At 41.6% G+C, this 24667-nt stretch carries 24 protein-coding genes; 17 read left to right on the forward strand and 7 right to left on the reverse strand.

Annotation, left to right across the window (positions count from 1 at the left end):
- Window positions 1-264 precede the first annotated feature (264 nt).
- Genes nrfF through nrfA form a run of 6 tightly spaced genes read right to left on the reverse strand, consistent with a single transcriptional unit; the run spans window position 265 to window position 6874 of the window.
- Window positions 265-1311, reverse strand: coding sequence for a heme lyase NrfEFG subunit NrfF (gene nrfF / locus PR834_RS04105; RefSeq protein WP_004262269.1), 1047 nt, complete (start codon window positions 1309-1311; stop codon window positions 265-267).
- Window positions 1304-3178 (reverse strand): heme lyase CcmF/NrfE family subunit, encoded by a 1875-nt coding sequence (locus PR834_RS04110; RefSeq protein ID WP_094961331.1) that lies wholly within the window; start codon window positions 3176-3178, stop codon window positions 1304-1306. The genes nrfF and PR834_RS04110 overlap by 8 nt, the downstream gene beginning before the upstream one ends.
- 24 nt (window positions 3179-3202) lie before the next feature.
- Window positions 3203-4159 (reverse strand): cytochrome c nitrite reductase subunit NrfD, encoded by a 957-nt coding sequence (gene nrfD / locus PR834_RS04115; RefSeq protein ID WP_136135151.1) that lies wholly within the window; start codon window positions 4157-4159, stop codon window positions 3203-3205.
- Window positions 4156-4827, reverse strand: coding sequence for a cytochrome c nitrite reductase Fe-S protein (gene nrfC / locus PR834_RS04120; protein ID WP_094961333.1), 672 nt, complete (start codon window positions 4825-4827; stop codon window positions 4156-4158). The genes nrfD and nrfC overlap by 4 nt, the downstream gene beginning before the upstream one ends.
- A complete protein-coding gene (gene nrfB, locus PR834_RS04125; protein ID WP_004262246.1) occupies window positions 4824-5393 on the reverse strand; it encodes a cytochrome c nitrite reductase pentaheme subunit in 570 nt (189 codons plus the stop codon). The genes nrfC and nrfB overlap by 4 nt, the downstream gene beginning before the upstream one ends.
- A 47-nt stretch (window positions 5394-5440) precedes the next feature.
- Window positions 5441-6874: an ammonia-forming nitrite reductase cytochrome c552 subunit gene (gene nrfA / locus PR834_RS04130; RefSeq protein WP_004262239.1), complete on the reverse strand. Its 1434-nt coding sequence runs from the start codon at window positions 6872-6874 to the stop codon at window positions 5441-5443.
- An 806-nt stretch (window positions 6875-7680) separates the two neighbouring features.
- Here nrfA and napF point away from each other — a divergent pair.
- From napF to PR834_RS04210, 16 genes are all read left to right on the forward strand, one after another.
- The gene (gene napF, locus PR834_RS04135) at window positions 7681-8172 is read left to right on the forward strand and encodes a ferredoxin-type protein NapF (protein WP_004262238.1); all 492 of its coding nucleotides are present in this window, start codon (window positions 7681-7683) and stop codon (window positions 8170-8172) included.
- Window positions 8162-8440 carry a chaperone NapD gene (gene napD, locus PR834_RS04140; RefSeq protein ID WP_036958482.1) on the forward strand — a complete coding sequence of 93 codons (279 nt, stop codon included), beginning with the start codon at window positions 8162-8164 and terminating at the stop codon, window positions 8438-8440. The genes napF and napD overlap by 11 nt, the downstream gene beginning before the upstream one ends.
- Window positions 8421-10907 carry a nitrate reductase catalytic subunit NapA gene (napA, locus tag PR834_RS04145; protein WP_036958481.1) on the forward strand — a complete coding sequence of 829 codons (2487 nt, stop codon included), beginning with the start codon at window positions 8421-8423 and terminating at the stop codon, window positions 10905-10907. The genes napD and napA overlap by 20 nt, the downstream gene beginning before the upstream one ends.
- Before the next feature lie 6 nt (window positions 10908-10913).
- The gene (gene napG, locus PR834_RS04150; protein ID WP_004262231.1) at window positions 10914-11624 is read left to right on the forward strand and encodes a ferredoxin-type protein NapG; all 711 of its coding nucleotides are present in this window, start codon (window positions 10914-10916) and stop codon (window positions 11622-11624) included.
- Complete coding sequence (gene napH / locus PR834_RS04155; protein ID WP_094961334.1) at window positions 11611-12474, forward strand: quinol dehydrogenase ferredoxin subunit NapH; 864 nt, start codon at window positions 11611-11613, stop codon at window positions 12472-12474. The genes napG and napH overlap by 14 nt, the downstream gene beginning before the upstream one ends.
- Window positions 12471-12920: a nitrate reductase cytochrome c-type subunit gene (napB, locus tag PR834_RS04160; protein ID WP_004913351.1), complete on the forward strand. Its 450-nt coding sequence runs from the start codon at window positions 12471-12473 to the stop codon at window positions 12918-12920. Before napH ends, napB begins: the two co-directional genes overlap by 4 nt.
- A gap of 9 nt (window positions 12921-12929) precedes the next feature.
- On the forward strand, window positions 12930-13568 hold the full coding sequence (gene napC / locus PR834_RS04165; RefSeq protein ID WP_094961336.1) for a cytochrome c-type protein NapC: 639 nt from the start codon (window positions 12930-12932) through the stop codon (window positions 13566-13568).
- Window positions 13569-13765: 197 nt separating this feature from the next.
- Window positions 13766-14506, forward strand: coding sequence for a heme ABC transporter permease (locus PR834_RS04170; RefSeq protein WP_004262222.1), 741 nt, complete (start codon window positions 13766-13768; stop codon window positions 14504-14506).
- Window positions 14503-14715: a heme exporter protein CcmD gene (gene ccmD, locus PR834_RS04175; protein WP_004262214.1), complete on the forward strand. Its 213-nt coding sequence runs from the start codon at window positions 14503-14505 to the stop codon at window positions 14713-14715. Before PR834_RS04170 ends, ccmD begins: the two co-directional genes overlap by 4 nt.
- The gene (gene ccmE, locus PR834_RS04180) at window positions 14712-15203 is read left to right on the forward strand and encodes a cytochrome c maturation protein CcmE (RefSeq protein ID WP_036958480.1); all 492 of its coding nucleotides are present in this window, start codon (window positions 14712-14714) and stop codon (window positions 15201-15203) included. The genes ccmD and ccmE overlap by 4 nt, the downstream gene beginning before the upstream one ends.
- Window positions 15200-17131, forward strand: coding sequence for a heme lyase CcmF/NrfE family subunit (locus PR834_RS04185; RefSeq protein WP_094961337.1), 1932 nt, complete (start codon window positions 15200-15202; stop codon window positions 17129-17131). Before ccmE ends, PR834_RS04185 begins: the two co-directional genes overlap by 4 nt.
- Window positions 17128-17685 carry a thiol:disulfide interchange protein DsbE gene (gene dsbE, locus PR834_RS04190; protein ID WP_004262204.1) on the forward strand — a complete coding sequence of 186 codons (558 nt, stop codon included), beginning with the start codon at window positions 17128-17130 and terminating at the stop codon, window positions 17683-17685. Before PR834_RS04185 ends, dsbE begins: the two co-directional genes overlap by 4 nt.
- On the forward strand, window positions 17682-18752 hold the full coding sequence (locus tag PR834_RS04195) for a cytochrome c-type biogenesis protein CcmH (RefSeq protein ID WP_136134525.1): 1071 nt from the start codon (window positions 17682-17684) through the stop codon (window positions 18750-18752). The genes dsbE and PR834_RS04195 overlap by 4 nt, the downstream gene beginning before the upstream one ends.
- Before the next feature lie 155 nt (window positions 18753-18907).
- On the forward strand, window positions 18908-19648 hold the full coding sequence (locus PR834_RS04200; RefSeq protein WP_196724631.1) for a hypothetical protein: 741 nt from the start codon (window positions 18908-18910) through the stop codon (window positions 19646-19648).
- 237 nt (window positions 19649-19885) lie between these two features.
- Entirely contained in the window at window positions 19886-20311 is a 426-nt protein-coding gene (locus PR834_RS04205) for a DUF2946 domain-containing protein (protein ID WP_112307320.1), read from the forward strand.
- 182 nt (window positions 20312-20493) lie between these two features.
- On the forward strand, window positions 20494-22527 hold the full coding sequence (locus PR834_RS04210) for a TonB-dependent copper receptor (RefSeq protein ID WP_196724630.1): 2034 nt from the start codon (window positions 20494-20496) through the stop codon (window positions 22525-22527).
- A gap of 49 nt (window positions 22528-22576) precedes the next feature.
- Here PR834_RS04210 and PR834_RS04215 read toward each other — a convergent pair whose 3' ends face one another.
- Window positions 22577-23461: a helix-turn-helix domain-containing protein gene (locus PR834_RS04215; protein ID WP_004262166.1), complete on the reverse strand. Its 885-nt coding sequence runs from the start codon at window positions 23459-23461 to the stop codon at window positions 22577-22579.
- Window positions 23462-24382: 921 nt separating this feature from the next.
- On the opposite strand from PR834_RS04215, the gene PR834_RS04220 reads away from it, so the two are divergent.
- The gene (locus PR834_RS04220; protein ID WP_272536459.1) at window positions 24383-24613 is read left to right on the forward strand and encodes a helix-turn-helix domain-containing protein; all 231 of its coding nucleotides are present in this window, start codon (window positions 24383-24385) and stop codon (window positions 24611-24613) included.
- The last annotated feature ends 54 nt before the right edge of the window (window positions 24614-24667 follow it).

A 24667-nucleotide genomic window follows, 5' to 3' on the forward strand; every position in this document is an offset into this window, starting at 1 on the left:
AAATTTATCACCATAAGCTAAATTTTAATTGATAATTTCACTTACGGAGATATACTTGGATTACATTTGGGATAATTTACTGTTGCCAATCTAACATAAGATTATTTGAAGTAATATAGGGGGGACACAATGGTAATCAATAAGAAACGAAAAATTACACATTTAAATAAATAGACATTCATAAAAGAATATTTTATCACTACTGTGATAATTTAGTATGTATTAATCCCTAGCGTAATAAAATTAATAATAAAGATAAGATTATTATTTTTTATTCTTCATTATTTTTGCCATATGAATAGCTTCAATGAGCTGAGAGCGATTAATACGAGAACTATTACTATCTAATAACTTTTGCCAAATATCAATCGCTTGCTCATAATTTGCATTCATAAAGGCATCAGAAGCAACTAGCATTAATGCGGTAACTTCTTGATTATCAAGGCTTAATGCTTTATTGATTACCGCTCTGATATCTTCGGTTAGCTGTTGACCTGCTTGGTAATATAAAACGGTTGCAATAGCAGAGTATATTTGAGCATTTTCGCCGCCATATTTTAGTGCTCTTTGATAAGCAATCAACGCATTATCATAACTGTTTTGATAAAGATAATATTCACCCAGTATAGCCCAAAGTTCACTATTTTTAGGCGATTGACGAATATCATTTTGTAAGCGTAATAAATCCTTTTGTTCTTGCTGCAATGGTGTGAATGAGAGCAGTGGATCGGATATACGTTGATATTCCTGATAAGCTAATTCAAATCGAGGTGAGAAGAAGTAACCAATAACAACCAACACAATTAATATGGCAAGTAATTTATTAAAATGCCATTGCAGGATAGTCGAGGGTGTTGTTATATCTGGGGGTAATAATTGCTCGGATATTTGTCGATGGCTAAAATTGTTCTCTATAAGTTGCTGTTTTTGTGACCGAGTAAATTTGAAAATGAAATAAAAAATGCCAATCAGAGCAATAGCAGGCAATCCCCAAAGCAGGGCAGTTCCAATCGTTAGTGGTGGGTTATACAGCACGAAATCACCATATCGTTCAGTCATATAGTGCATGATTTGCGCTTTATCTTTCCCTTCAGCAACCATTTTAAAAACTTGGTGGCGCATACTTACTGCTGTGGGGGCATTAGATTCAAGTAAATTTTGGTTTTGGCATTGCGGGCAACGTAGCTGTGAGGCGATCTGCAAAGAATACTCTTGTTCTTCAATGGAATTAAATTCCCACACATCAACGATTTGAGCATTGGATATAAAAGAGAAAAATAGGAAAAATAGTGCTAATAGGATTCTAAGCATTTTTTATTCTCCCTTTTACCCAGCTTATTAATAGGCCAAAACACATCACAAATGCACCGCCCCAAATCCATTGAATGCCATCTTGCACGTAAAAGCGTATCGCGTAGTTATTTGTTCCTGTTTTCTCACCTAATACCGCATACCAATTGCGTAACCATCCCCAATATATACCAGGTTCAATCATTAATTGCTGGCGAGCGGTATAAAGGCGGCGCTCGGTGATTAACTGGTGTAATGGCTGGCCAGCTTTGCTAATTTGTATAATAGCCTTTTCGGTCGTGTAATTAGATTTAGCTTCAAGTTGCAGTTCGTTGAATTGGAATTGATAACCGGCGAGTGAAATAGATTGCCCAACAGAAAGATTAACACTCGTTTCGTGGTGGCTACCAATTGACAAGGCAATACCAGTAGCAAAAATTACAACTCCTGTATGAGCGATAAGGGAAGGGAAATGTTGCCGAATAGCATCGATAGGACGTAGCCAAAAGATAAGCAAAATTGCAAATAAAAAACCACAAGAAATGGCGATAATAAGCCCTTTAGACCAAAGAGATAAGCTTAATAACACACTGAGAAGTATAATTAAAAGAATACGCCATTGGGGTTTAATGCGAGTTTTGCTAAGAGGATAAATGGCACTCACAGCCATTATGATTAGCATTAAAATACCAAATGGTAATAACGCTTGGTTAAAATAAGGCGCCCCAACCGATATTTTCCCCCAACCAAATAACGTATAAATCATTGGGTAAAGCGTGCCCGTCAGGACAATAAATAATACAGTAGAAAATAGGATTAAAGTGAGTAATAAGTAAAGCTGACGGCGATTAATATTAGTTGGTAAATTATCGATATTTTTAGCTTTCCAACCATATATACATAAAGCCCCGAAACTCAGAAAACTGAACAATAAAAAGAGGGGTGCAGCCCTAACGTTATCCAAAGCAAACGCATGGACAGACATTAGAATCCCTGAGCGTACAATTAATGTGCCTAATAAAGATAAAATAAACGTAAGAATTGCCAGCAATATAGACCAGTGGCGATAGTGCCCAGTTTTGCGTGAGACTGTTAAGCTATGAAATAGGGCAGTTGCACTTAGCCATGGCAATAATGACGCATTTTCAACAGGGTCCCAAAACCACCAACCACCCCAACCAAGTTCACTGTATGCCCACCATGACCCAAGAGTGATACCCAAAGTGAGTATGCACCAACTAGGAACGACAAAGCGCCAACAGAGCCCGGCGATAGTTTGGTTAAATTGCCCGCAAAGTGTAGATGCAAGCGCTAAGGCGGTTACGACCATTAACCCGCTATAGCCTAAATAAAGTAGAGGGGGATGTAATATTAATCCCCAATGTTGCAGCATTGGGTTGAGATCTCTCCCTTCAATAGCGGGAGGAAAAATGCGAACAAAGGGGTCAGAATAAAATACGATAAACAGTAATAATGCCGCACTGATAATGGCAAGAAGCGTTAGTGTGAGAGGAAACACGAGGTGAGTTTGCTGGCGATAACGCCATGCAAATAGACAACTCCAAGCTGAGATAAACAGCAGCCAAAGAAATATTGACCCTTCATGGCCTCCCCATACTGCCGCAATTTTAATATATAGCGGCGATAGCCGATGGCTATGTTGCGCCACATATACGACCGAAAAGTCACTTTGAATAAAACTGATAGTTAAACAAATATAAGCAACGAGCAAGAAAAGAAATTGTAAGTAGGTCCAAAGAATATTCCGAGGCATTTGCCTCGGAATATGGCGGAAGAAACCAATAACTCCGAATGATACTTGAAAACAGGCAATACACAGTGCCAATGCAAGGCAGAGAAAGCCAATTTCTGGGAGTATGAGTTCCAATGATTACCCTTATTATTTAGTGAGTTATGCGACGGTCAACTGCCCTGCGTATAACACAAAGAAGCGTAAGCAGAAGACACCCAGTAAGCTTGCACCACTGATAATCAATACTCTTGCTGCGCCTTGTCCTTTGTCCATCCATTTCTTGAATAGAAGTGGAATAATAAAACCAAACCCGACAACACCAATCCAAAACCACCAAGTCCAGAAACCACCGCCTAATGCAGCAATTAATGAACGGATTTTCCCATCGTCTCCTAAAGCTAACCCGACAAAAAAGGCCGCTAATAGGAATATCTCCAACCAAATAACAAAGCTTTCGATACGGTGCAAAAATGCGGTTTCGCCGTTATGAATATTTTTGCGGTAGCGCAATGCGATTGCTATGAGTGATACCGCAATACCTGAAGATATTCCTGAAAATAGGAATAAAGCTGGTAATAATGGGTTGTTTAAGAATGGATAAGATTTTAATGCTGAAAGTAAAAAACCGGTATAAGCCCCAAGCAAAACGGCCAATATGAGCATCACAATATCCAGAAAACGCATTGCACGGTTTAGCAGGGTTAATACTCTTGGGATGATGGTAAATTTGGGCAGCCATTTTTGCTGTAAAACAATGAGTTCTTTTTCATAGATTTTAGCTAGCCAAATAACAAGCACTGCCATATACACTTGGAATAACATCACACCCATCGACATAACTGAGGTCGGGCTGTAATGAAACATTAATTTCCAGAACGTCCATGGACGCGTCAAATGAAGAATTAAGATCAATAACCCAAAGATGATCGTCGTCGGAGCTAAAATCAGTGTTGTGCGCATTAGAGTGCTATCACTGCCAGCCGAAGTGGGATAATACTGGCGCATAAGTACCGCAAGTACTACAAGCCCAGCCGAAATACCAATTAAGAATAAGTAAACCGCAATGGGCCAGTCCCACACTAAGGATTCAAAATGGAAAGCAGAAGCTGTTGTCATTGGCTAACCTCCCCATATTTGAACGGAACCCGATACATTTTGGGGTGAGTACCGAGTGCAATTTTGAATCGATAAGTCGGTTTTTCTTTTAGCATCAACGAAATATCGCTCTTAGGGTCATCTAAATTACCAAAGGTTAATGCTTTGGTCGGGCAAGATTCGACGCAAGCCGGCTGCTTGCCCTTTTTTAGATTCGTTTTACGGCAGAAATCACATTTATCCGCGGTTTTATTGATGGGGTGAATAAACCTGACGCGATAAGGGCAGGCAGCAATACAGTATTGGCAGCCGACACATAAGTCAGGGTTGACATCAACAATCCCTGTCGTTTTATCAATAAAAGAGGCACCAGTAGGGCAAACATCGACACAAGGTGCACTTTCACAATGTTGACAGGAGTGGCGAAAAAAACGGTATTTAACATCAGGAAACTGGCCAATAGGCTCACTACGGATGATAGTTAACCGCGAAACACCTTCTGGGACTTGGTTAACCTCTCGGCATGCATCCATACACGCCGTACAGCCGATGCACAGATTTTCATCGTGCACCATGCCGTAGCGAACGCCATCTATTTTCATGGTGTTAGCTAGCGTATGGCTAGCAACTCCTCCTACCGCCGCCAGTGCTCCTGAGTAGATAATGAATTGACGACGAGAACAACTCATGGCTGCTCCTTACGCAATTTCACCGCTGCTGGGTTGAAATCAGGGTTATTGCGTTGATCTGAGTGGCAGTCGACACATATTTTTACTTTGCCCTTATCAGTCAGCACCTTCATCGTATCTTGTTTCGGATGAAGGTCATGGCAACTCGCGCAGGCTACTTTGGTGACGTGAACATCATGAGGCCAGAACGCTTTTTGCAGCTGCTCCGGTAAGTGACATGATAGACAGACACTGTTTTGTTGCTCAACGGTATACATTGGGTTGTTAAAGCGCATGACATCTTTGACACCTTCACGGTGATCAGGCCCTGGGTTACCGTGGCAGTTGGTACAAGTCACGGGTAAATTATTGTTAGGGTTAACCACTTCTGCGTGAGTGCCATGCATGCCTTCTTGGTCAGGTTTATGGCAGTCTAAGCAGGCTTTGTCAGCGCTGCGTTGCTGCGTGACAACCCAACGGCCTTCTGCATTTTCTTGGGCCATTTGTGGGGTTGCGGATGCGGCTGTTGCCCATAATAAGCCTGTTGCCAGCACCCCAGCAGTTAATAACGAACGTAGTACGCTCATATTCACTCCATTGGTTGTATTGCCCCCTTATTTGGGGCAAATCATGGTTATTTGGCTAATAGGTCATTTTTACGAGCTTGGTCATCCCATTGCGGAACCACAGTTTTTAAGAACTCTTGTTTTTCCGCATTGATTTTTTGCATATCTAAACCAATGGCTTGTTGTGCTTTTTCCTTGGTTGATATATCTGGAATGGCAATTTCATGGGTGATGCCTTTTGAGCCTAACAGGCGAGCGAGCTTGGTTCGTGCATCTGCCGCTTTATCCATCGAACCACCTAACATACGCAGGCCTTCATCCGGTGCGTGCATATGAATACCGTGGGAGGCGATAGCTAAATCCCAACGCCATTGTGCATGACGAATATCAGTCAAAATTGGCTTCATTTCATCTTCTGTTGCGCCTGCATCCCATGCAGCTTTTGCTTCAAAGTGAGCACGAACTAATTGATCTTCCGCTTTGATTTTCATCTCTTGGATAGCGACTTTACGTTCAGCAACCACATCTTGCAGTTGTTGTTTGCTTTGGGTATGGCAAGTGCTACAAGTTTGTTCGAAATTATCGAATGGATTACCAATTTTATGGCTGGTGTACAGTTCGCCTTTTTCGTTTTGCAGTTTTGGCATATGGCAGTCAATACAGGTCACGTTATTTTTGCCATGAATACCCGCACTCCAAGTTTCATATTCAGGGTGTTGGGCTTTTAGCATAGGCGCTTTCGACAATGAGTTGGTCCAGTCAGAGAAACCAATGTTGTCGTAGTAGACTTCCATATCTTCCACTTTGGTACCGTTATCCCATGGGAATTTCACGGATTTTTTATCGCCAGAGAAATAGTATTCCACGTGACATTGGCCACACACCATGGATTGCTGGTCGAACCGACTGGCTTTATCAAACGGTTTGCCAATCGCTTCCATTGCACGCTCTGCATAAGGGCGTGAAAGCGTTAGCTCTGGTTTACCTTTTGCAAAATCCGCAGAGTCTGTTTTATGACAATCTGCACAGCCTAAGACATTAACCACTTCGGGGCCACCTTTTGCCCACTTACCTTCGAAATAGCCATCTTCGCCATGTTCTTGGATTAGCCTCGCCACATCGGGGCTTTTACAGCTCCAACATGCCATCGGAAGTGGACCATCTTGGGCGTCTTTAGGAGCACCGGTTCGTAAGGTTTCACGGACGTCGATGACCGCATAGGCGTGACCACGAGGTTTGTTGTAGTCGCGTGAGAATGGGTATCCAGCCCACAGTACGACTAAGCGAGGGTCTTCCGCTAATGCATCTTCACGGTTTGATTGCTCGGATGTTGCTCGCCAAGAGTGGTACTGGTCAGGGTGAGCGGCTTCGAAAGTTTCATTTCGAGCATTGATGGTAGATGTACTATCTTTAGTAGGAGTTTGAGCATGAACAGAGGTAAAGAGAAATATTCCTGCAACCAGACTCAATAAGCATAGTGCATTATTTCTTATGTTTGCCATAAAAAGGGCCTCGAGTAATTTTAGCCAGTCATCCCTTCATTTTTCGAGTTGTGTTTGTATTGTGACCTATGACTCGAACTATTTTGGGTATCTTTTTGTTATTTAGGTTTGATAGTAAGCGCACAGATACTACCAAGACATTGCCAATTTATATGTGTAACAAAAAACCACACTAAAAATATTGTTTTTGATCAAAAGTTAATTTGTAATAAGGAAATAGAATGTGAAGAAATAATAAAAAATAGGTATTATTGAAATTGATATAGTTATTTTTCAATAGTTTTAAATTGTTAGTTTCAATAATTAATTAATAATGATTCTTATTCTGATGCTTAGCGTTATCCAATTCTATTTTATTGATTTTAAAATAATTTCTTTATGTTTAATATTTAATGGTTGTTTTTAAAATAAAGTTAGAAATGAAATTTGTTTAATATCAAAAAAAACACAGATATTTTTTTTCTAAATGACATTGTGCATACTACTTTAGTGGTATTTTTTGGTTGGTGTTATAATTTAAAAAATTAAAACTTGAGTTTAAATTAATAACTCATATTAAAAAAATGTTAACAAATAATTAAAAAGGCCTGTTTGTTTATCATTTTGATGCTATTTTTAGCTAATGGCGAGTAAATAACGTAAATGTTGTCATTTCTAGTCGTATACGGGGAATTACCTCTTTTACCCACTTGGTAGTATGTATTTTTATAACCTCTATCGTTAATATTTCTCATAAATACACATATAAAAAATGCGGTTTATCAATACGTTTTAGTTTTTTTGTTGGCAATGTAAAGGAAAAAAACATGGTTGATCTCACCCGTCGGGGAGTATTAACTGGTGCGTGGCGTAGTGCAGCCCCAGTGGTTCGGCCGCCATGGAGTGGTAGTGAAACGCAATTTATTGAATTGTGTACCCGTTGCAATGCCTGCGTTGAGAGTTGCGAAACGGCAATTATCCAACCGGGAGCAGGGGGCTACCCTGTTGTTGATTTTAAGCGTGGTGAATGTACATTTTGCTATGCATGTGCAACAGCATGTCCAGAACCTATTTTCCTTCCAAAACATTCCCAACCTTGGGATATCTCAATTTCGATTGGCCAAAATTGTCTTGCTTATCTTTCGATTGAATGTCGACGTTGCCAAGACAGTTGTGAGCCTGAAGTCATCTCTTTTCGTCCGTCAATGGCCGGTATATACCAGCCAAAAGTAGAAACACCAGGTTGTACAGGCTGTGGTGCTTGTGTCGCAGGTTGCCCAGTTTCAGCCATTACCGTGGAGCATGAACATGCACAGTAACTATCAAGTGTGCAGTTTAATAGTACAAGTAAAAAGTGAACGACTGTCTACTGTGGCCGAAGAAATTAATCAACTTTCTAATTGTGAGGTGGCGTTAAGCGCCCCAGAAAACGGAAAACTGATTGTGGTTGTTGAAGGGCAAGGTAGTAGAACGTTGTTAGATACTATTGATTTAGTACGCGATATTGACGGCGTACTAGATGTTTCGCTGGTTTACCACCAGCAGGAAGAGCAAGGTGAGGAAGATTATGAAACTCAGTCGTCGTAGCTTTATGAAAGCCAATGCGATAGCGGCCGCTGCTGCGGCGGCAGGTATTGGCGCACCAAGCATTGCGAAAGCAGTGGTTGGCCAACAAGAAAGTATTAAATGGGACAAAGCCCCTTGCCGTTTTTGTGGTACAGGCTGTGGGGTATTGGTGGGAACTCAAAATGGTCGCATCGTGGCCAGCCAAGGTGACCCAGAAGCGCCTGTAAACCGTGGTCTAAACTGTATCAAAGGGTATTTCTTACCTAAAATCATGTACGGAAAAGACCGTTTAACGCAGCCAATGTTGCGTATGAAAGACGGTGAATATGACAAAAATGGGGAGTTCACACCGATCACGTGGGAACAAGCCTTTGATGTTATGGAAGAAAAAGTCAAAACCACATTAAAAGAAAAAGGCCCTGAAGGGATCGGTATGTTCGGTTCGGGTCAGTGGACAGTTTGGGAAGGCTATGCAGCATCAAAACTGTTCAAAGGTGGATTCCGTTCTAATAACTTAGACCCTAATGCACGCCACTGTATGGCTTCTGCGGTAGTGGGCTTCATGCGTACTTTCGGTATGGATGAGCCAATGGGTTGTTATGATGACATTGAGCATGCTGACGCGTTTGTCCTTTGGGGCTCAAACATGGCAGAAATGCACCCAATCTTGTGGTCTCGTATCACCAACCGCCGTCTGTCTAACCCTGACGTGCGTGTTGCCGTGTTATCGACTTTTAAACACCGTAGCTTTGAATTAGCGGATAACGGTATCGTTTTTACACCACAATCTGACTTAGTGATCCTGAACTATATTGCGAATTATATTATTCAAAATAATGCAGTTAATCAGGAATTCCTTGATAAACACGTGAATTTACGTCGTGGTGCAACAGATATCGGTTATGGATTACGCCCAACTCACCCACTCGAACAAAAAGCGAAAAATGCAGGTTCTGATGCATCTGAGCCAATGACGTGGGATGAATATAAAGCCTTTGTTGCGGAATATACTTTAGACAAAACCGTAGAAATGACAGGGGTTCCAAAAGATCAGTTAGAAGAACTCGCTAAACTTTACGCAGACCCTAAAACTAAAGTGGTTTCTTATTGGACCATGGGCTTTAACCAGCACACTCGCGGTGTTTGGGCAAATAACTTAGTGTATAACCTGCACTTACTGACAGGGAAAATTTCTCAACCTGGCTGTGGGCCGTTCTCATTAACCGGTCAGCCATCAGCGTGTGGTACCGCTCGTGAAGTTGGTACGTTCTCACACCGTTTACCAGCGGACATGGTGGTTACCAATGAAAAACACCGTGAAAAAGTAGAAGGTGTATGGGGGTTACCTGCTGGGACGATCCCTGAAAAAGTCGGTTTACATGCCGTTGCCCAAGACCGCGCTTTAAAAGACGGTAAATTGAATTTTTACTGGGTAATGTGTAACAACAACATGCAAGCGGGCCCGAATATCAACCAAGAGCGTATGCCAGGTTGGCGTGACCCTCGCAACTTTATTGTAGTTTCTGACCCCTATCCAACAGTTAGTGCGTTAGCTGCTGACTTGATTTTACCAACAGCAATGTGGGTAGAAAAAGAAGGCGCTTACGGTAATGCGGAACGTCGTACTCAGTTTTGGCGTCAGCAAGTTAAAGCACCAGGCGAAGCGAAATCTGACTTAATGCAGATGGTGTTGTTCTCTAAACGCTTTACAACGGATGAAGTGTGGCCTGAAGAGTTATTAGCGAAAAAGCCTGAATTACGCGGTAAAACGCTGTATGACGTGTTATTCGCTAACCAAGCGGTAACGAAGTTCCCTGTGAGTGAGTTAGCCGAAGACCAACTTAACGATGAATCACGTGAATTAGGCTTCTACTTACAAAAAGGGCTGTTCGAAGAATACGCTGGCTTTGGTCGCGGTCATGGTCATGACTTGGCTGATTTTGATGACTACCACAAAGCGCGCGGTATCCGTTGGCCAGTGGTTGATGGCAAAGAAACGCAGTGGCGTTATAGCGAAGGAAATGACCCTTACGTTAAGGCTGGCGCGGGTTATCAATTCTACGGTAAACCTGATGGTAAAGCGGTCATTTTTGCACTGCCATTTGAACCTGCTGCGGAATCGCCAGATAAAGAATATGACTTATGGTTATCAACAGGCCGTGTATTAGAACATTGGCATACCGGTAGTATGACACGCCGTGTTCCTGAACTACACCGTGCTTTCCCTGAATCTCTTGTGTTTATACATCCAATCGATGCGAAAGAGAGAGGTTTACGCCGTGGTGATAAAGTCAAAGTAGTTTCACGCCGTGGTGATGTGACCACGATTGTTGAAACTCGTGGCCGTAATAGACCACCAAAAGGCTTAGTTTACATGGCGTTCTTCGATGCTGCGCAGCTAGTGAATAACTTAACACTGGATGCAACCGATCCGCTTTCAAAAGAAACGGATTACAAAAAATGTGCCGTTAAACTGGAAAAGGTGTAATTGCTCATGCCCCAGAAAGCTAAGTCTCAACAGGCTAAGTCCCAGAACAGTCGTCGTCGCTTTTTACGCGATGTCGCCCGCACTGCGGGTGGGTTGGCGGCTGTTGGTGTGGTGCTGGGGCTTCAGCAACAAACTTCCCGTGCGAGTGGTGTTAAGCTTCGCCCGCCGGGAGCTCTTGATGAAAAAGCATTTGCCAGTGCATGTGTCCGTTGTGGGCAATGCGTTCAAGCCTGTCCGTATGACATGTTGAAATTAGCGACATTGGCATCAGGCTTGGCTTCAGGAACGCCGTACTTCATCGCTCGAGAAAACCCGTGTGAAATGTGTGAGGATATTCCTTGCGCCAAAGTTTGCCCAAGTGGTGCATTGGATAAAGACATTGAGTCGATTAACGATGCACGCATGGGGTTAGCCGTTTTACTCGATCAGGAAAACTGCCTGAACTTTCAAGGGCTAAGGTGTGATGTATGTTACCGCGTATGTCCACTGATTGATGAAGCCATCACATTGGAACTTGAACAAAACCACCGAACAGGTAAGCACGCGCGCTTCTTACCCACAGTCAATAGCAATTACTGCACGGGATGCGGTAAATGTGAACAGGCTTGTGTATTGGAAGAGGCGGCTATCAAGGTATTACCAAGGTCGTTAGCAAAAGGTGAGTTAGGACACCATTACCGCTTTGGTTGGCTGGAGGGTAACAATGGCGAATCGTAAACGTGATGCCGGACGTGAAGCTCAGGCAAAAAAAGGTTGGTGGCATAGCCACAAGTGGTTGGTATTTAGACGTACAAGCCAATTGCTGGTGTTAGCGATGTTCTTGAGTGGGCCATGGTTTGGGGTGTGGATTTTACATGGTAACTACAGCAGTAGCTTATTGTTAGATACCGTACCTTTGACTGACCCATTAATCACCTTAGAGAGCTTAGCAAGTGGTTACTTACCGGGGATCTCAGCATTAGTTGGGGCTGCTATCGTATTCGGGGTTTATGCACTGTTGGGTAAGCGTATTTTCTGCAGTTGGGTTTGTCCTGTAAACCCAGTGACGGATGCCGCGGCGTGGTTAAGACGTAAGTTTGATTTTAACCAGTCAGCAACGATACCACGCAATATTCGTTATGTATTGCTGGTGGTTATCCTGATCGGTTCTGCTATTACAGGAACCTTACTTTGGGAATGGCTTAATCCAGTTTCATTAATGGGGCGCAGTTTAATTTTTGGTTTTGGCAGCGGTGCATTGGTTTTAGTTGCACTGTTTTTATTCGATTTATTAGTTGTGGAACATGGTTGGTGCGGTCACCTTTGCCCATTAGGTGCGCTATATGGCGTGGCAGGGTGTAAGGGCGCACTAGTTGTTACAGCGGAAAATAAAGAAAACTGTAGCCGTTGTATGGACTGTTTCCACATTTGTCCGGAGCCGCAAGTTCTGCGTGCACCGGTCCTAGATAAACAAGCTCCAGCACAGATATCAGATAAAGATTGTATCACTTGCGGTCGTTGCATTGATGTTTGTTCTGAGGATGTTTTTAAAATAACACTAAGATGGAGTTCGGGAGCAAAATCATGAAAAATCCTGTCCTGAAAAAGACGATCAGCCGTTGGGTGGCTGGAATGGCCTTTGTTGTAAGCAGTCTTGTTTGGGCTGCTAATGGTGTAGACCTGACCCAATCACCAGAAGTATCCGGTACGTCAGAAGGAAGCATTCATATTCCGAAAGAGCAAGAAAGAATGGCATTAAACTATGTGAATCAACCGCCAATGATCCCACATAGTGTTGAAGGTTATCAAATTACCACTAATACTAATCGTTGTTTGCAATGCCATGGTGTGGAAAATTATCGCACCACAGGGGCACCAAGAGTTAGCCCAACGCACTTTATGGATGCAACAGGCAAAGTTCTTGGCGAAGTCGCACCAAACCGCTACTTCTGTCTACAGTGCCACGTGCCACAATCAGACACGGCACCGATTGTTGATAACACATTTACCCCATCCAAAGGTTTTGGGAAATAAGGGGGAATTATGTCAAATAACAATGATAAGCAAATAAATGATGACAAGCCGAAGAAAAAGGGCTTGTTTGGGTTACTCGGCCGAGTATGGCGGTGGTGGCGTAGGCCAAGCCGTTTAGCATTAGGAACCTTATTGCTGATTGGTTTTGTGAGTGGTGTTATCTTCTGGGGCGGCTTCAATACGGGTATGGAAATGGCCAATACGGAAGAGTTTTGTATTAGCTGCCATGAAATGCGTGAGAATGTCTATGAAGAATATATGGATACTATTCATTATACTAACCGTAGCGGTGTTCGCGCAACTTGCCCAGATTGTCACGTACCGCATGAGTTCGGCCCCAAAATGGTGCGTAAAATTCAAGCGAGTAAGGAGCTATACGGGAAAATTTTTGGCATCATTGACACACCTCAAAAATTTGAAGACCACCGGTTAGCGATGGCGCAAAGTGAGTGGCGACGGATGAAAAATAACGACTCACAAGAGTGTCGTAACTGCCACAATTTTGAGTATATGGATTTCACGGCACAAAAAGGGGTTGCAGCTAAAATGCATGACCAAGCCATCACGGATGGTAAAACTTGCATTGACTGTCACAAAGGAATTGCCCATAAATTGCCGGACATGCGTGAAGTTGAACCTGGCTTTTAATTTAAGGTAATCATTTTATGATTAGTTATACCGATAAATTATAAGTAATGATCAATAAATAGGCTGGTTATGCGTTTGAGTATGATCAGCCTAAGTTATATTTGTGTTAAATCAATATATTTGCTTTTTTAATGTGTATTGTATGATTCTGTCACGCAGCATTTACTAACAATATAATAAATCAGGGTAATTAAACTATGTGGAAAAAGCTTCATCAACTTGCCATCCCAGTTAACCTTTACCGGTTATGTGGGCGTCTAATACCGTGGTTTATTATATTGAGTGTAATTTGTTTAGCGGTGGGGTGGATTTGGGGATTTGGCTTTGCGCCAACCGATAAAGTCCAAAGCCAAAGTTATCGTATTATGTATATCCATGTTCCTGCCGCGATGTGGTCGATGGGCATTTATGCCACAATGGCAATTACTGCTTTTGTTGGTCTTGTCTGGCAAATGAAAGTCTCTGAATTGGCGATAGCGGCAATGGCACCGATAGGGGCGGTATTTACTTTTATTGCCTTGGTGACAGGTGCGACATGGGGTAAACCAATGTGGGGTGCATGGTGGGTATGGGATGCACGTTTAACCTCTGAACTAATTCTATTTTTTCTGTATGTGGGGATTATTGCTTTATGGCATGCTTTTGATGACCGCCGTACAGCAGGAAAGGCCGCTGCGATTTTAGTATTAATTGGTGTGATTAACTTACCTATCATTCATTATTCAGTTGAATGGTGGCAAACTTTGCATCAACCTTCGACGCGTATGCAAGAAAGTATCAACCCAGCTATGCGTACGCCACTACGTTTAGCTATCCTTGGTTACCTATTTCTCTTTATCTCATTAACGTTAATTCGTTTACGTAGTCAATTATTGTTGTTAGAACGTAACCGTCCATGGGTATTAGATATTGTGAATAAAAAAGGACGTCAATCATGACTAGCGCATTTGCATCTTGGAGTGAATTTTGGGCGATGGGCGGCTATGGTTTTTATGTATGGCTGGCGGTTGCGCTGACATTAATACCTATTTTGTTACTCTGTTTGCATACATACATACAAAGAAAAATGATAATAAATGCAATTATTCAACAGCAAGCTCGTGAAGTAAGACAAAAAGCAGCAAGAGCGCGTAGGGAGGGAGTGTGAATATTCGTCGTCGTAACCGACTTTGGTTGATCTGTTCCATATTGGTTGGCGTGGGGTTAACCCTCGCATTGATTCTCTACGCATTGCGCTCAAGTATTGACTTGTTTTATACCCCCGGTGAAATCATCTATGGTAAGCGGGAAACTCAGCAAATCCCTGAAGTTGGGCAACGTTTGCGCGTTGGCGGCATGGTGATGCCCGGTAGTGTAGTACGTGACTCTGACCCTGTCTCTAATGCCGTCAATATCACTTTCACTGTTTATGATGCCGAAGGTGAAGTAGACGTAAGTTATCATGGAATTTTGCCTGACTTATTCAAAGAAGGGCAAGGTGTCGTTGTTCAAGGGGAGTTACAGGAGAATAATCATATTTTAGCGAAAGAAGTGCTTGCTAAACATGATGAAAACTATACGCCACCAGAGGTTGAAAAGGCGATGCAAGAAAACCATCGCAGGCCAGCTGCTGCCTATAAGGACAATGCATCATGATCCCTGAAATTGGTAGCGTTTTACTGTGTTTGGCATTAGGTCTTGCCGTTTTGCTGTCTTTTTACCCGCTATGGGGGGTGGCACGCAATGATGCACGCTTGATGGCATCATCACGTCCATTAGCATGGTTACTTTTTCTCTGTGTAACAGGGGCATTCCTAGTATTAGTGAATGCCTTTGTTGTTAATGATTTTTCAGTCACGTATGTTGCCAATAACTCTAATACGCAATTACCTATTTGGTATCGTGTTGCGGCGACATGGGGAGCTCACGAAGGCTCATTATTACTATGGGTATTATTAATGAGCGGCTGGACATTTGCGGTGGCAATTTGCAGTTACCGTATGCCTCTCGACATTGTTGCCCGTGTTTTAGCTGTTATGGGGATGGTAAGCGTTGGTTTTTTGCTGTTTATCATCTTTACTTCAAACCCATTTTCGCGCACGCTGCCCGCCTTTCCGATTGAAGGGCGTGACCTCAACCCATTACTACAAGACCCAGGGCTGATTTTCCACCCACCATTGTTATACATGGGCTATGTCGGCTTCTCTGTGGCATTTGCTTTTGCGATTGCGGCATTGTTAAGTGGCCGGTTAGACAGCTCTTTCACACGTTTTGCTCGCCCTTGGACGATGGCAGCCTGGTTCTTTTTAACGTTAGGGATCATGTTAGGTTCCGCATGGGCTTATTATGAATTAGGCTGGGGGGGCTGGTGGTTCTGGGACCCGGTAGAGAATGCCTCCTTTATGCCATGGTTAGTGGGAACGGCATTGATCCACTCACTTTCCGTTACTGAACAGCGAGCCACTTTTAAAGCATGGTCACTATTATTGTCGATTTTTGCTTTCTCATTGTGTTTACTCGGGACTTTCTTAGTTCGCTCAGGGGTACTGGTTTCGGTACACGCCTTTGCCTCAGACCCATCTCGAGGGTTATTTATCTTAGCCTTCATGGTGATAGTGATTGGCGGCTCTTTACTGGTGTTTGCACTGCGTGGGCACAAGGTACGCTCAAGGGTTAACAATGCCTTATGGTCGCGTGAATCCATGTTATTGGGTAATAACGTTATCCTAACAGCAGCGATGCTAGTTGTGTTACTCGGTACATTGCTACCGTTAGTCCATAAACAAATTGGCCTGGGTACGATTTCCATTGGTGAACCGTTCTTTAATACCATGTTTATAGCGTTGATGGTGCCATTTGCCTTATTACTGGGGATTGGGCCACTCGTGCGTTGGGGACGTGACCGCCCTGCGGCTATCAAAAAGTTATTAATCATTGCAACGGTATTAACCGTTATTCTTTCTTTTGCCCTACCATTACTGATGGAAGATAGGGTAGAAGCGTTGACGGTTGTCGGCTTAATGATGGCGTGCTGGATAGCAATTCTTGCCTTCGCAGAAATGCGAGTCCGCATCAGTAAGAAAATCAAGCTCACGCCAAGTTACTGGGGAATGGTACTGGCGCATTTAGGTTTGGCGGTAACCATCGTCGGTATTGCCTTTAGCCAAAATTACAGTATTGAGCGTGATGTGAAAATGAAACCGGGTGATAGCATATCAATTCGTGCTTATACCTTTGTATTTAATGGCGTACGAGAGGCTGATGGCCCTAACTACCAAGGTGTCATTGGCAGTATTTCAGTGAAAGAGAAAGACAAAGTCATCGGTGTTTTAATGCCAGAAAAACGTTTTTATAGCGTTAGCCGAGCTGTTATGACCGAAGCGGCGATTGATGGTGGTTTTACTCGCGATTTATATGCTGCATTGGGTGAGGAAGTCGCTAAAGATACGTGGACTATGCGTTTGTATTATAAACCATTTGTTCGTTGGATCTGGTCTGGTGGCGTATTAATGGCTATTGGTGCGTTATTTTGCTTGTTTGACCCACGTTATCGTCGCCGTAAATTACAAGGGGAAACAGCATGAACCGCAAAGTCTTCTTAATTCCTTTTATTATTTTTGCAGGAATCGCTGCGGTCCTGTTATGGCAATTGATGCGTAATGCGGAAGGGGATGATCCTCGTTTATTAGAATCCGCTTTAATTGGTAAGCCAGTGCCCGTTTTTCGCCTTGAATCACTAGAAAACCCCGGTCAGCACTACGAATCCGATGTATTAACACAAGGGCAACCTATCTTGTTGAATGTTTGGGCAACATGGTGCCCTACATGCCGTGCAGAACATCAATATTTGAATAAGTTGTCTGCACAGGGTGTTCGTGTGGTTGGGTTGAACTATAAAGATAAACGGGATAAAGCCATTGTGTGGTTGCGTGAGTTAGGCAACCCTTATGCCCTAAGCTTATTTGATGGTGAAGGTATGTTAGGCCTTGATTTAGGGGTATATGGTGCACCTGAAACGTTCTTAATTGATGGTAATGGTGTGATCCGTTATCGTCACGCAGGGGCAATGGACGAGCGCGTCTGGGAAAAAGAATTTAAACCCCTTTGGGAGCGCTATAATCAGGAGGCGAACCAATGAGGTATTTATTGGGTTTATTGATGTTAGCGTTAAGTGCAACGGTGACATATGCATCGACAGAAGTCTTTACTTTCGATAATGAACAGCAAGAGCAGCAATTTCGTAAATTAACCGAAGAGCTACGTTGCCCTAAATGCCAGAACAACAGCATTGCGGATTCTAATTCAATGATTGCACTGGACTTGCGCCAAAAAGTGTATGAGTTAATGAAAGAAGGCAAAAACCGTGATGAAATCGTTGATTACATGGTTGCACGTTATGGTTACTTCGTCACTTATAACCCACCACTGACGCCGCTAACGATTGTACTGTGGGGGTTACCGTTTGTTGCGATAGCGGTAGGCGGCTGGATCATTTTTGCCCGTTCTAAAAAACGCGTTAGATTAAAACAGGTTGAGCAGGGCGATGAGGAAGCATTACCTGAGGCCTCTCGCACTAGCAACTGGGTTTATTTACCCGGGTTTATCATTGCATTAGGTGTTGCGGGGGGGGCTTATTATCAGGTAGGTAGCTACGAGAAAGTGGCAGATTGGAATAATGCCTATCAACAAGCTCCCGCTTTGTTAGACAGAGCGCTAGACCCGTCTGAGCCACCACTCAATAATGCGGAAATGGAACACCTCGCTTTAGGTCTACGTACTCGCCTCCAGGAAGACCCGCAAAATGTAGAAGCGTGGGAAATGCTAGGCCGTATTGGTATGGTGTTGGGGAATGCGACCATGGCAACCGATGCCTATGGCCGTGCTTATCGACTAGCCCCTAAAAATGAAAATGTAGTGATGGGGTATGCGGAAGTTTTGACACGCTCTTCTGACCCAGAAGATAACCGTCAAGGTGCAGAGCTACTTAAAAAGCTGATTGCTGAAGACCGTACCAATGTGAAAGCATTAAGCATTTTTGCATTCAATGCATTTGAGCAAGAGCGTTATGCAGAGGCCATCTCGGCTTGGCAAATGATGTTAAAACTACTGCCTGAGAATGACCAACGTCGTCCTATTATCGAGCGTAGTGTTGAACAGGCACTGATGATGGTACACGAAAAGAAAGGGCTGCCAGCGGATAAGTAATTTTTTTCTCTAATCGTGTTATACAGGTGTTCTCCTGTATAACGCGACTCGTCCAAATATAAATCTACAGTTTGAATTGCTTCGGTTTATTAAAGAATATTGATACTAATTCTTTTAACATAGTTTGAGTTTTTAACTAGATAAAAGGAAGCAATATGCCCACCCAAATAATGCGTAATTATTATGTAGCCGATATCTCTCACCCAGTCATGCCAGATTTGAATAAACTCCTATTAGATAAAGAAGTTAAAACAAAGCTTGTGAATCAGCAGCTAAAATTAAATAAATTTACTGGTAGTATTAAAAAAAAACAGATTGACTTGACAGGGTCAAAAATTCCCATTCGGCTACCCACGTTAAGGCATGCCTATTCAGAACCTTCAAAGATTCATCAAAAAAATATATCAGGGGCATTAGTATTAAATCGTTCGAATTCGGAACCAAGCAATCTAAATCGCGTCCACAGAACGCCAGTTAAAAAGGGTGCGTTAGCTAGAGCTCAACCAAATTACCAAATAAATCAGACACCAAGAAGTCTACAATATATTCAAAAAGCAAAAGACGACAAAATTGCTGCATATCAATCACTATCCGATACGACTAAAAGTTTTCTCAGAGAAAAACTCAGCTATAAAATTTTGGTAACCTTCAAAAAAGGGCTAGATGGTAAGGAAACAAAACAATTCATGGTCGCCTATGAAGAGTTCAGACAAGGCGTCAGCGATAAAGAAAAGGAGGAATATCAACAGAACAAATTGAGCGGTTTTACACCGGATAACCGATTTCAATTTACCAAAACGGTTTGGATTGAATTGGATAAACTCATATTAATTCCAACTAAAGAAGAGATAACTAAAATAGTGGCTAACACAAAATGGTCTCATCTAAATCGTTAGGTTTAGATGGTTTATATGTAAATAATTAACTTATTATTTGCTTTAATTTCAGTCTATTGTCATAAGGAGAGAGATTCAATCAATAGATTGATTTTTATTGGTAATTGTTTGTTTTTTAGTTCATTACATGTAGAGGTAGGCCCTGCTTAACATTAATGGTGAAAATTGATAACATCCCTCCTCTAAATAAGATACAATTTCGCGCTATAAAATTCGTACTGAGATAACGGAAAAACGTTGCACCTGCGCCCTTTTATCAAACAGCTATCCGCTTATCTTGCTTTGCTTGCCATTGTTATGCTGTTCATTGCACCACTGGTTTCTAAATCTATGGTGCATATGAACACTTGTGCAGATATACAAAGTGAGATGGCGGACCAATCGATGCATTCGCATCATAGTATGCCAATGCCTGAAAATTGTGACGTTTCTACACCAATGAATCATATGTTAATGACGGGGATGGGGCAGTCTCCGATGGAAGACATTGCATGTGGTTACTGTCAGTTATTGGTCCACTTTCCATTTCTTATCTTATTTATTGCTGCGGTTATTCGACAACTCGCCACGCTGACTCTATTTGTTCCTTTTGAGCGCTACGTTCACATTTGGTTATTTAGACCATGGTCATTACATCTCGCTAGAGCCCCGCCTATTTACTGATGTCTTAGCATGATAAATCTTACAAATTAATTTAATTGCTATTTTTGCCTTTATTGTGCAAAGCGTTTTCGTTCATCTTGAATTTCTTTGATTTTTAAGAGGTTCACCCATGGGTGCTGAAAATGTATTTGCAAGCTAAGAGGCGAAAGCAGCGTACCTATATTCTAAGAAACAGGTAAAAAATGAACACACACGTTTTTAAAGTGGCTCCTATTGCAACGCTGGTTATTAGTGCGATTTTTACAGCACCTACAGTCGCTAAAACTGAAATCAACCAAAGTCCAATCTCAAATAGCTCAGTGATGATTGTTACTGCGCCAGTCGATTCACCATTGACTATTACGACATCCCCTAAAACACCAAGGCAGCCCGTCCCTGCGAGTGATGGTTCTGATTACCTTAAAACGATCCCAGGCTTTTCACAGATACGTAACGGTGGAACTAACGGAGATCCGGTTTTTCGTGGCATGTTTGGGTCTCGTTTGCGTATTTTAACCAATGATAGTGAAATGTTGGGTGCATGCCCTTCTCGTATGGATGCACCGACTTCTTATATTTCACCGGAAAACTTTGATGTATTAAATATGATTAAAGGGCCACAAACTGTTTTATGGGGGCCTGGGAATTCAGCAGGAACAATCCGGTTTGAGCGCGAAAAACCGCTATTTACTGAAGCAGGTATTAAAGGCAACGCAAGTGCCTTAACAGCATCTAATGAGCGTTGGGATGGTAATGCTGATATTAGCTTAGGTAATGAAACGGGTTATGTTCGTGTTATTGGTAATAAATCACGTTCAAATGATTATAAAGATGGCAATGGTGATAAGGTTCCCTCTAAATGGGATAAGTGGAACGCTGATATTGCTATCGGCTGGACGCCAGATGAATATACATTATTAGAATTAACCGCTGGTAAAGGCGACGGCGAAGCTCGTTATGCAGGGAGGGGAATGGATGGCTCTCAGTTTAAACGTGAAAGCTTAGGCTTACGCTTTGAAAAGAGTAATATCGGTGATGTTTTAGATAAAGTTGAAGCAAATGTTTACTACAATTACGCCGATCATATTATGGATAATTACTCGCTTCGTACTCCATCAGGCGGTGGAATGGGGGGCGGGCATATGGGGCATGGAGGCCACGGTATGATGAATATGCCAATGAAAATGCGAGTTGACCGTGAAACCATGGGCGGCCGTACCATGGGAACATGGTTATGGAAAGACTATGAACTGCGTGCAGGGGCTGACATGCAGACCAATAAACATCGTAAAAACAATAATAATAGCTGGAAAAAAGATGCACAATTCCAAGATTATGGTGTTTTTAGTGAGCTAACTTGGCATGCGACTGAGCAAGGTAAAGTTGTTAGCGGGGCTCGTTTAGATCGTGTGATAGTTGAAAATAGTACAGGCGTAGGCTCTTCAGGGCGTAATACGGTGATGCCAGCGGGCTTTGCGCGTTATGAGCATTCTTTATCTGGTACACCTGTTATGGTATATGCTGGTGTCGGCTATACAGAACGTTTTCCTGATTATTGGGAGTTGTTTTCGCCTAAACTCGGACCAGATGGTAGCAATAATGTGTTTGATAAGCTAAAAACAGAAAAAACGACTCAGTTAGATATTGGTGCTAAATATAGCCATGAAGACACCAATGCATGGGTTTCTGCATATGTGGGGCGTGTTGATGATTTTATTCTCTTCCGTTATAGCGCGACAAACCCGCGAATGAGCCAAGTTGAAAATGTTGACGCATTAATTATGGGCGGAGAGCTCGGTATAGCACAGAAACTCAGTGATGAATGGAAAGCCGATGCAAGTCTTGCTTACTCTTGGGGAGAAAATCGTACAGATGGCAAAGCGTTACCGCAAATGCCACCATTGGAAAGCCGATTTGGCTTATCGTGGGAAAAAGGTGATTGGACTACGACAGGTTTAGTACGCGTTGTTAGCCGTCAAAATCGTGTTGCGATTAATGATGGTAATGTGGTGGGGAAAGATTTTAGCAAGAGTGCAGGTTTCACAATATTTTCATTAAATACAGCGTATAAAATTAATGAAAATATGAAATTAAGCGCAGGCGTTGATAACCTTTTTGATAAAACCTATAGCGAGCACCTTAATTTAGCTGGAAATAGCGGTTTTGGTTATTCATCCAATGTACCAGTGAATGAACCAGGGAGAAATTTCTGGGCAAAAATTAATGTGAGTTTTTAATTGTTAGGCTAGCATCCCATACAGTATTCGTATGGGGTGCTGCTAGTCGTTAAATAATAACAGGAATATAGTAATTTAGCTCTTGGATGAAATTGCGTGAATCATTAATGAATGCTTCATAAGTGGGTTTGGATTTTAGGACATATTGCTCTATATCAGGCCCTTTACCACGGACGATATCCATTTCAGCAAGTACCTTCCCATAAGCAGTATAAATAATATCATTGTAATCTATACCATGAAGGCTACTGGTGATCTTGATTTCTAAATAATTTCCTGCGGGTAACTGTAAGTTGGTTGTTTGCGGAAGTGCAATATCAACATCTTGTTCATCTAGAGCCGTGGTATATAGGAAATGGCCTTCTGCATTAGTACTTTGATCAACACCGTGAATGGCGTATAAATGCTGAGTGACATAATGGTTTTTATTGAAAAAATCCATCCAATAGTGTCGGCGTAGCTCATCCGTTTTTAGGTTCCACTCATTAATATCTTTAGTGTAACGATGTTTAGTTCCGAGTAAATTGATGGCTGGCAATTGAGTCAATTTAACTTGAACACTGAGCTCTTTATTCTCTCGTAGAGGTAAGCAAAACCCTTCAATTTTCCAACCCTGTCGTTTTCTGTATTCAGAAGGGGTCAGATTAAATTGTTTTTTAAACGCACGGCAAAAAGTTTGTTGTGAGTCAAAACGGTACCTCAGAGAAATATCCATTATGCTGTCATTTGTTAGCCGTAGTGCGACAGCAGAACAAGAAAGGCGCCTTGCTCGGATATAGGAACCAAGTGCGAGCCCTGTTTGGTTCTTAAACAGGCGCTGAAAGTGCCATTTGGTGTATCCTGATTTATCGGCAACAGTATCTAGGGATAGGCGAGATTCTAAATTTTGTTCTATCCAGAGAATGATTTCCCTGATAACACTTTCTTGTAGCATGATTATCCTTTCAGGTCTCTTTTACTTACCAACAAAATAACAAGCCATATAATATAGCAAGGTTATGGATTGTAAGTACTCATAGGTGCTCGTAATAGGATAGCATGCTAACTGACAATTTTATTAAAAAGATGTGAAGTTAAGTAAGTATTGGGCGGTGGAAACGTAGCTAGATTGCTTGAGTACACCTATCTAGCGTTTACATAATTTGTCTAATTTTTACGTATTGTGGTATAGACTGAAGGTAATGAACATGGCATAAATGCAGTGGAGTGAATTTTTTTACCGAAAATAGCCAGGTGTGATAATTAATTTTAGATATTCAGAATAAGAGCAGGTTAATGTAAGGCACTAATATGAAAAGGTGATTTAGCTTTATAGACTAATATGAAAATTTTTATATTTAATACCTAAATTTAATGTTGTTATTCGACTAATAAATAAAAAAAAGCGCCTTTTTTTATGATTGAAAAAAAAATTCTTTATTATAATTATGTTCTGGAAACTTATTGATACGCATGAATACAAATTGTCACGAATTTCTTAAGGTTATAACATTAAATCAGTCAAGATAATTTTATTAAATTGAAAATGTAAGTTAGAATTTTGGTTAAATTGAAAATGTAATTTTGAAGTCGTTGGCTTATTACAGTGTAGTTTTCTATACCTATTAGGTTATAAAAATAACGTGATCAGAATCACAGTTAAAAAGAAAACGATATAGCCATACATATCAGTATTTTATATGGTTGTTGTTTTTTAATTCATTAATAGATTGTCTTTAAATGACTTGTTTAGTTGGGGTTTTATTATTATAAGTCAATTTATAAATTTATGGTTGGTGATAGTTTACGCACCGGTTAATAATATTCATTTTAATATTTAATAGAGGTTATTATGGGGAAGGAAAACATTGCTAAAATGCTAGGGATAAAAATCCGAAAACAACGAGAAAACCATAAGATATCGATAGAACGAATGGCGAGTTTAATTGGTGTAACAGAAGAAGAAATGAGTCGATTTGAGACAGGAGAAAGTTGTATTGATGTCGATTCACTATTTCAATTTGCTTATCTTTTTAATGTTGATCCCGCTTCTTTTTTATATGGCGTTGTCAATGTGAATAATGGTACATGTAGTTCAATACACTGATTATAAGTAATTTTAGAATGTAACATTAAGCGGTATAGTATTGTTATATCATTC

The sequence above is a fragment of the Providencia sp. PROV182 genome (assembly GCF_028480325.1).
Taxonomy (GTDB): Bacteria; Pseudomonadota; Gammaproteobacteria; order Enterobacterales; family Enterobacteriaceae; genus Providencia; species Providencia hangzhouensis.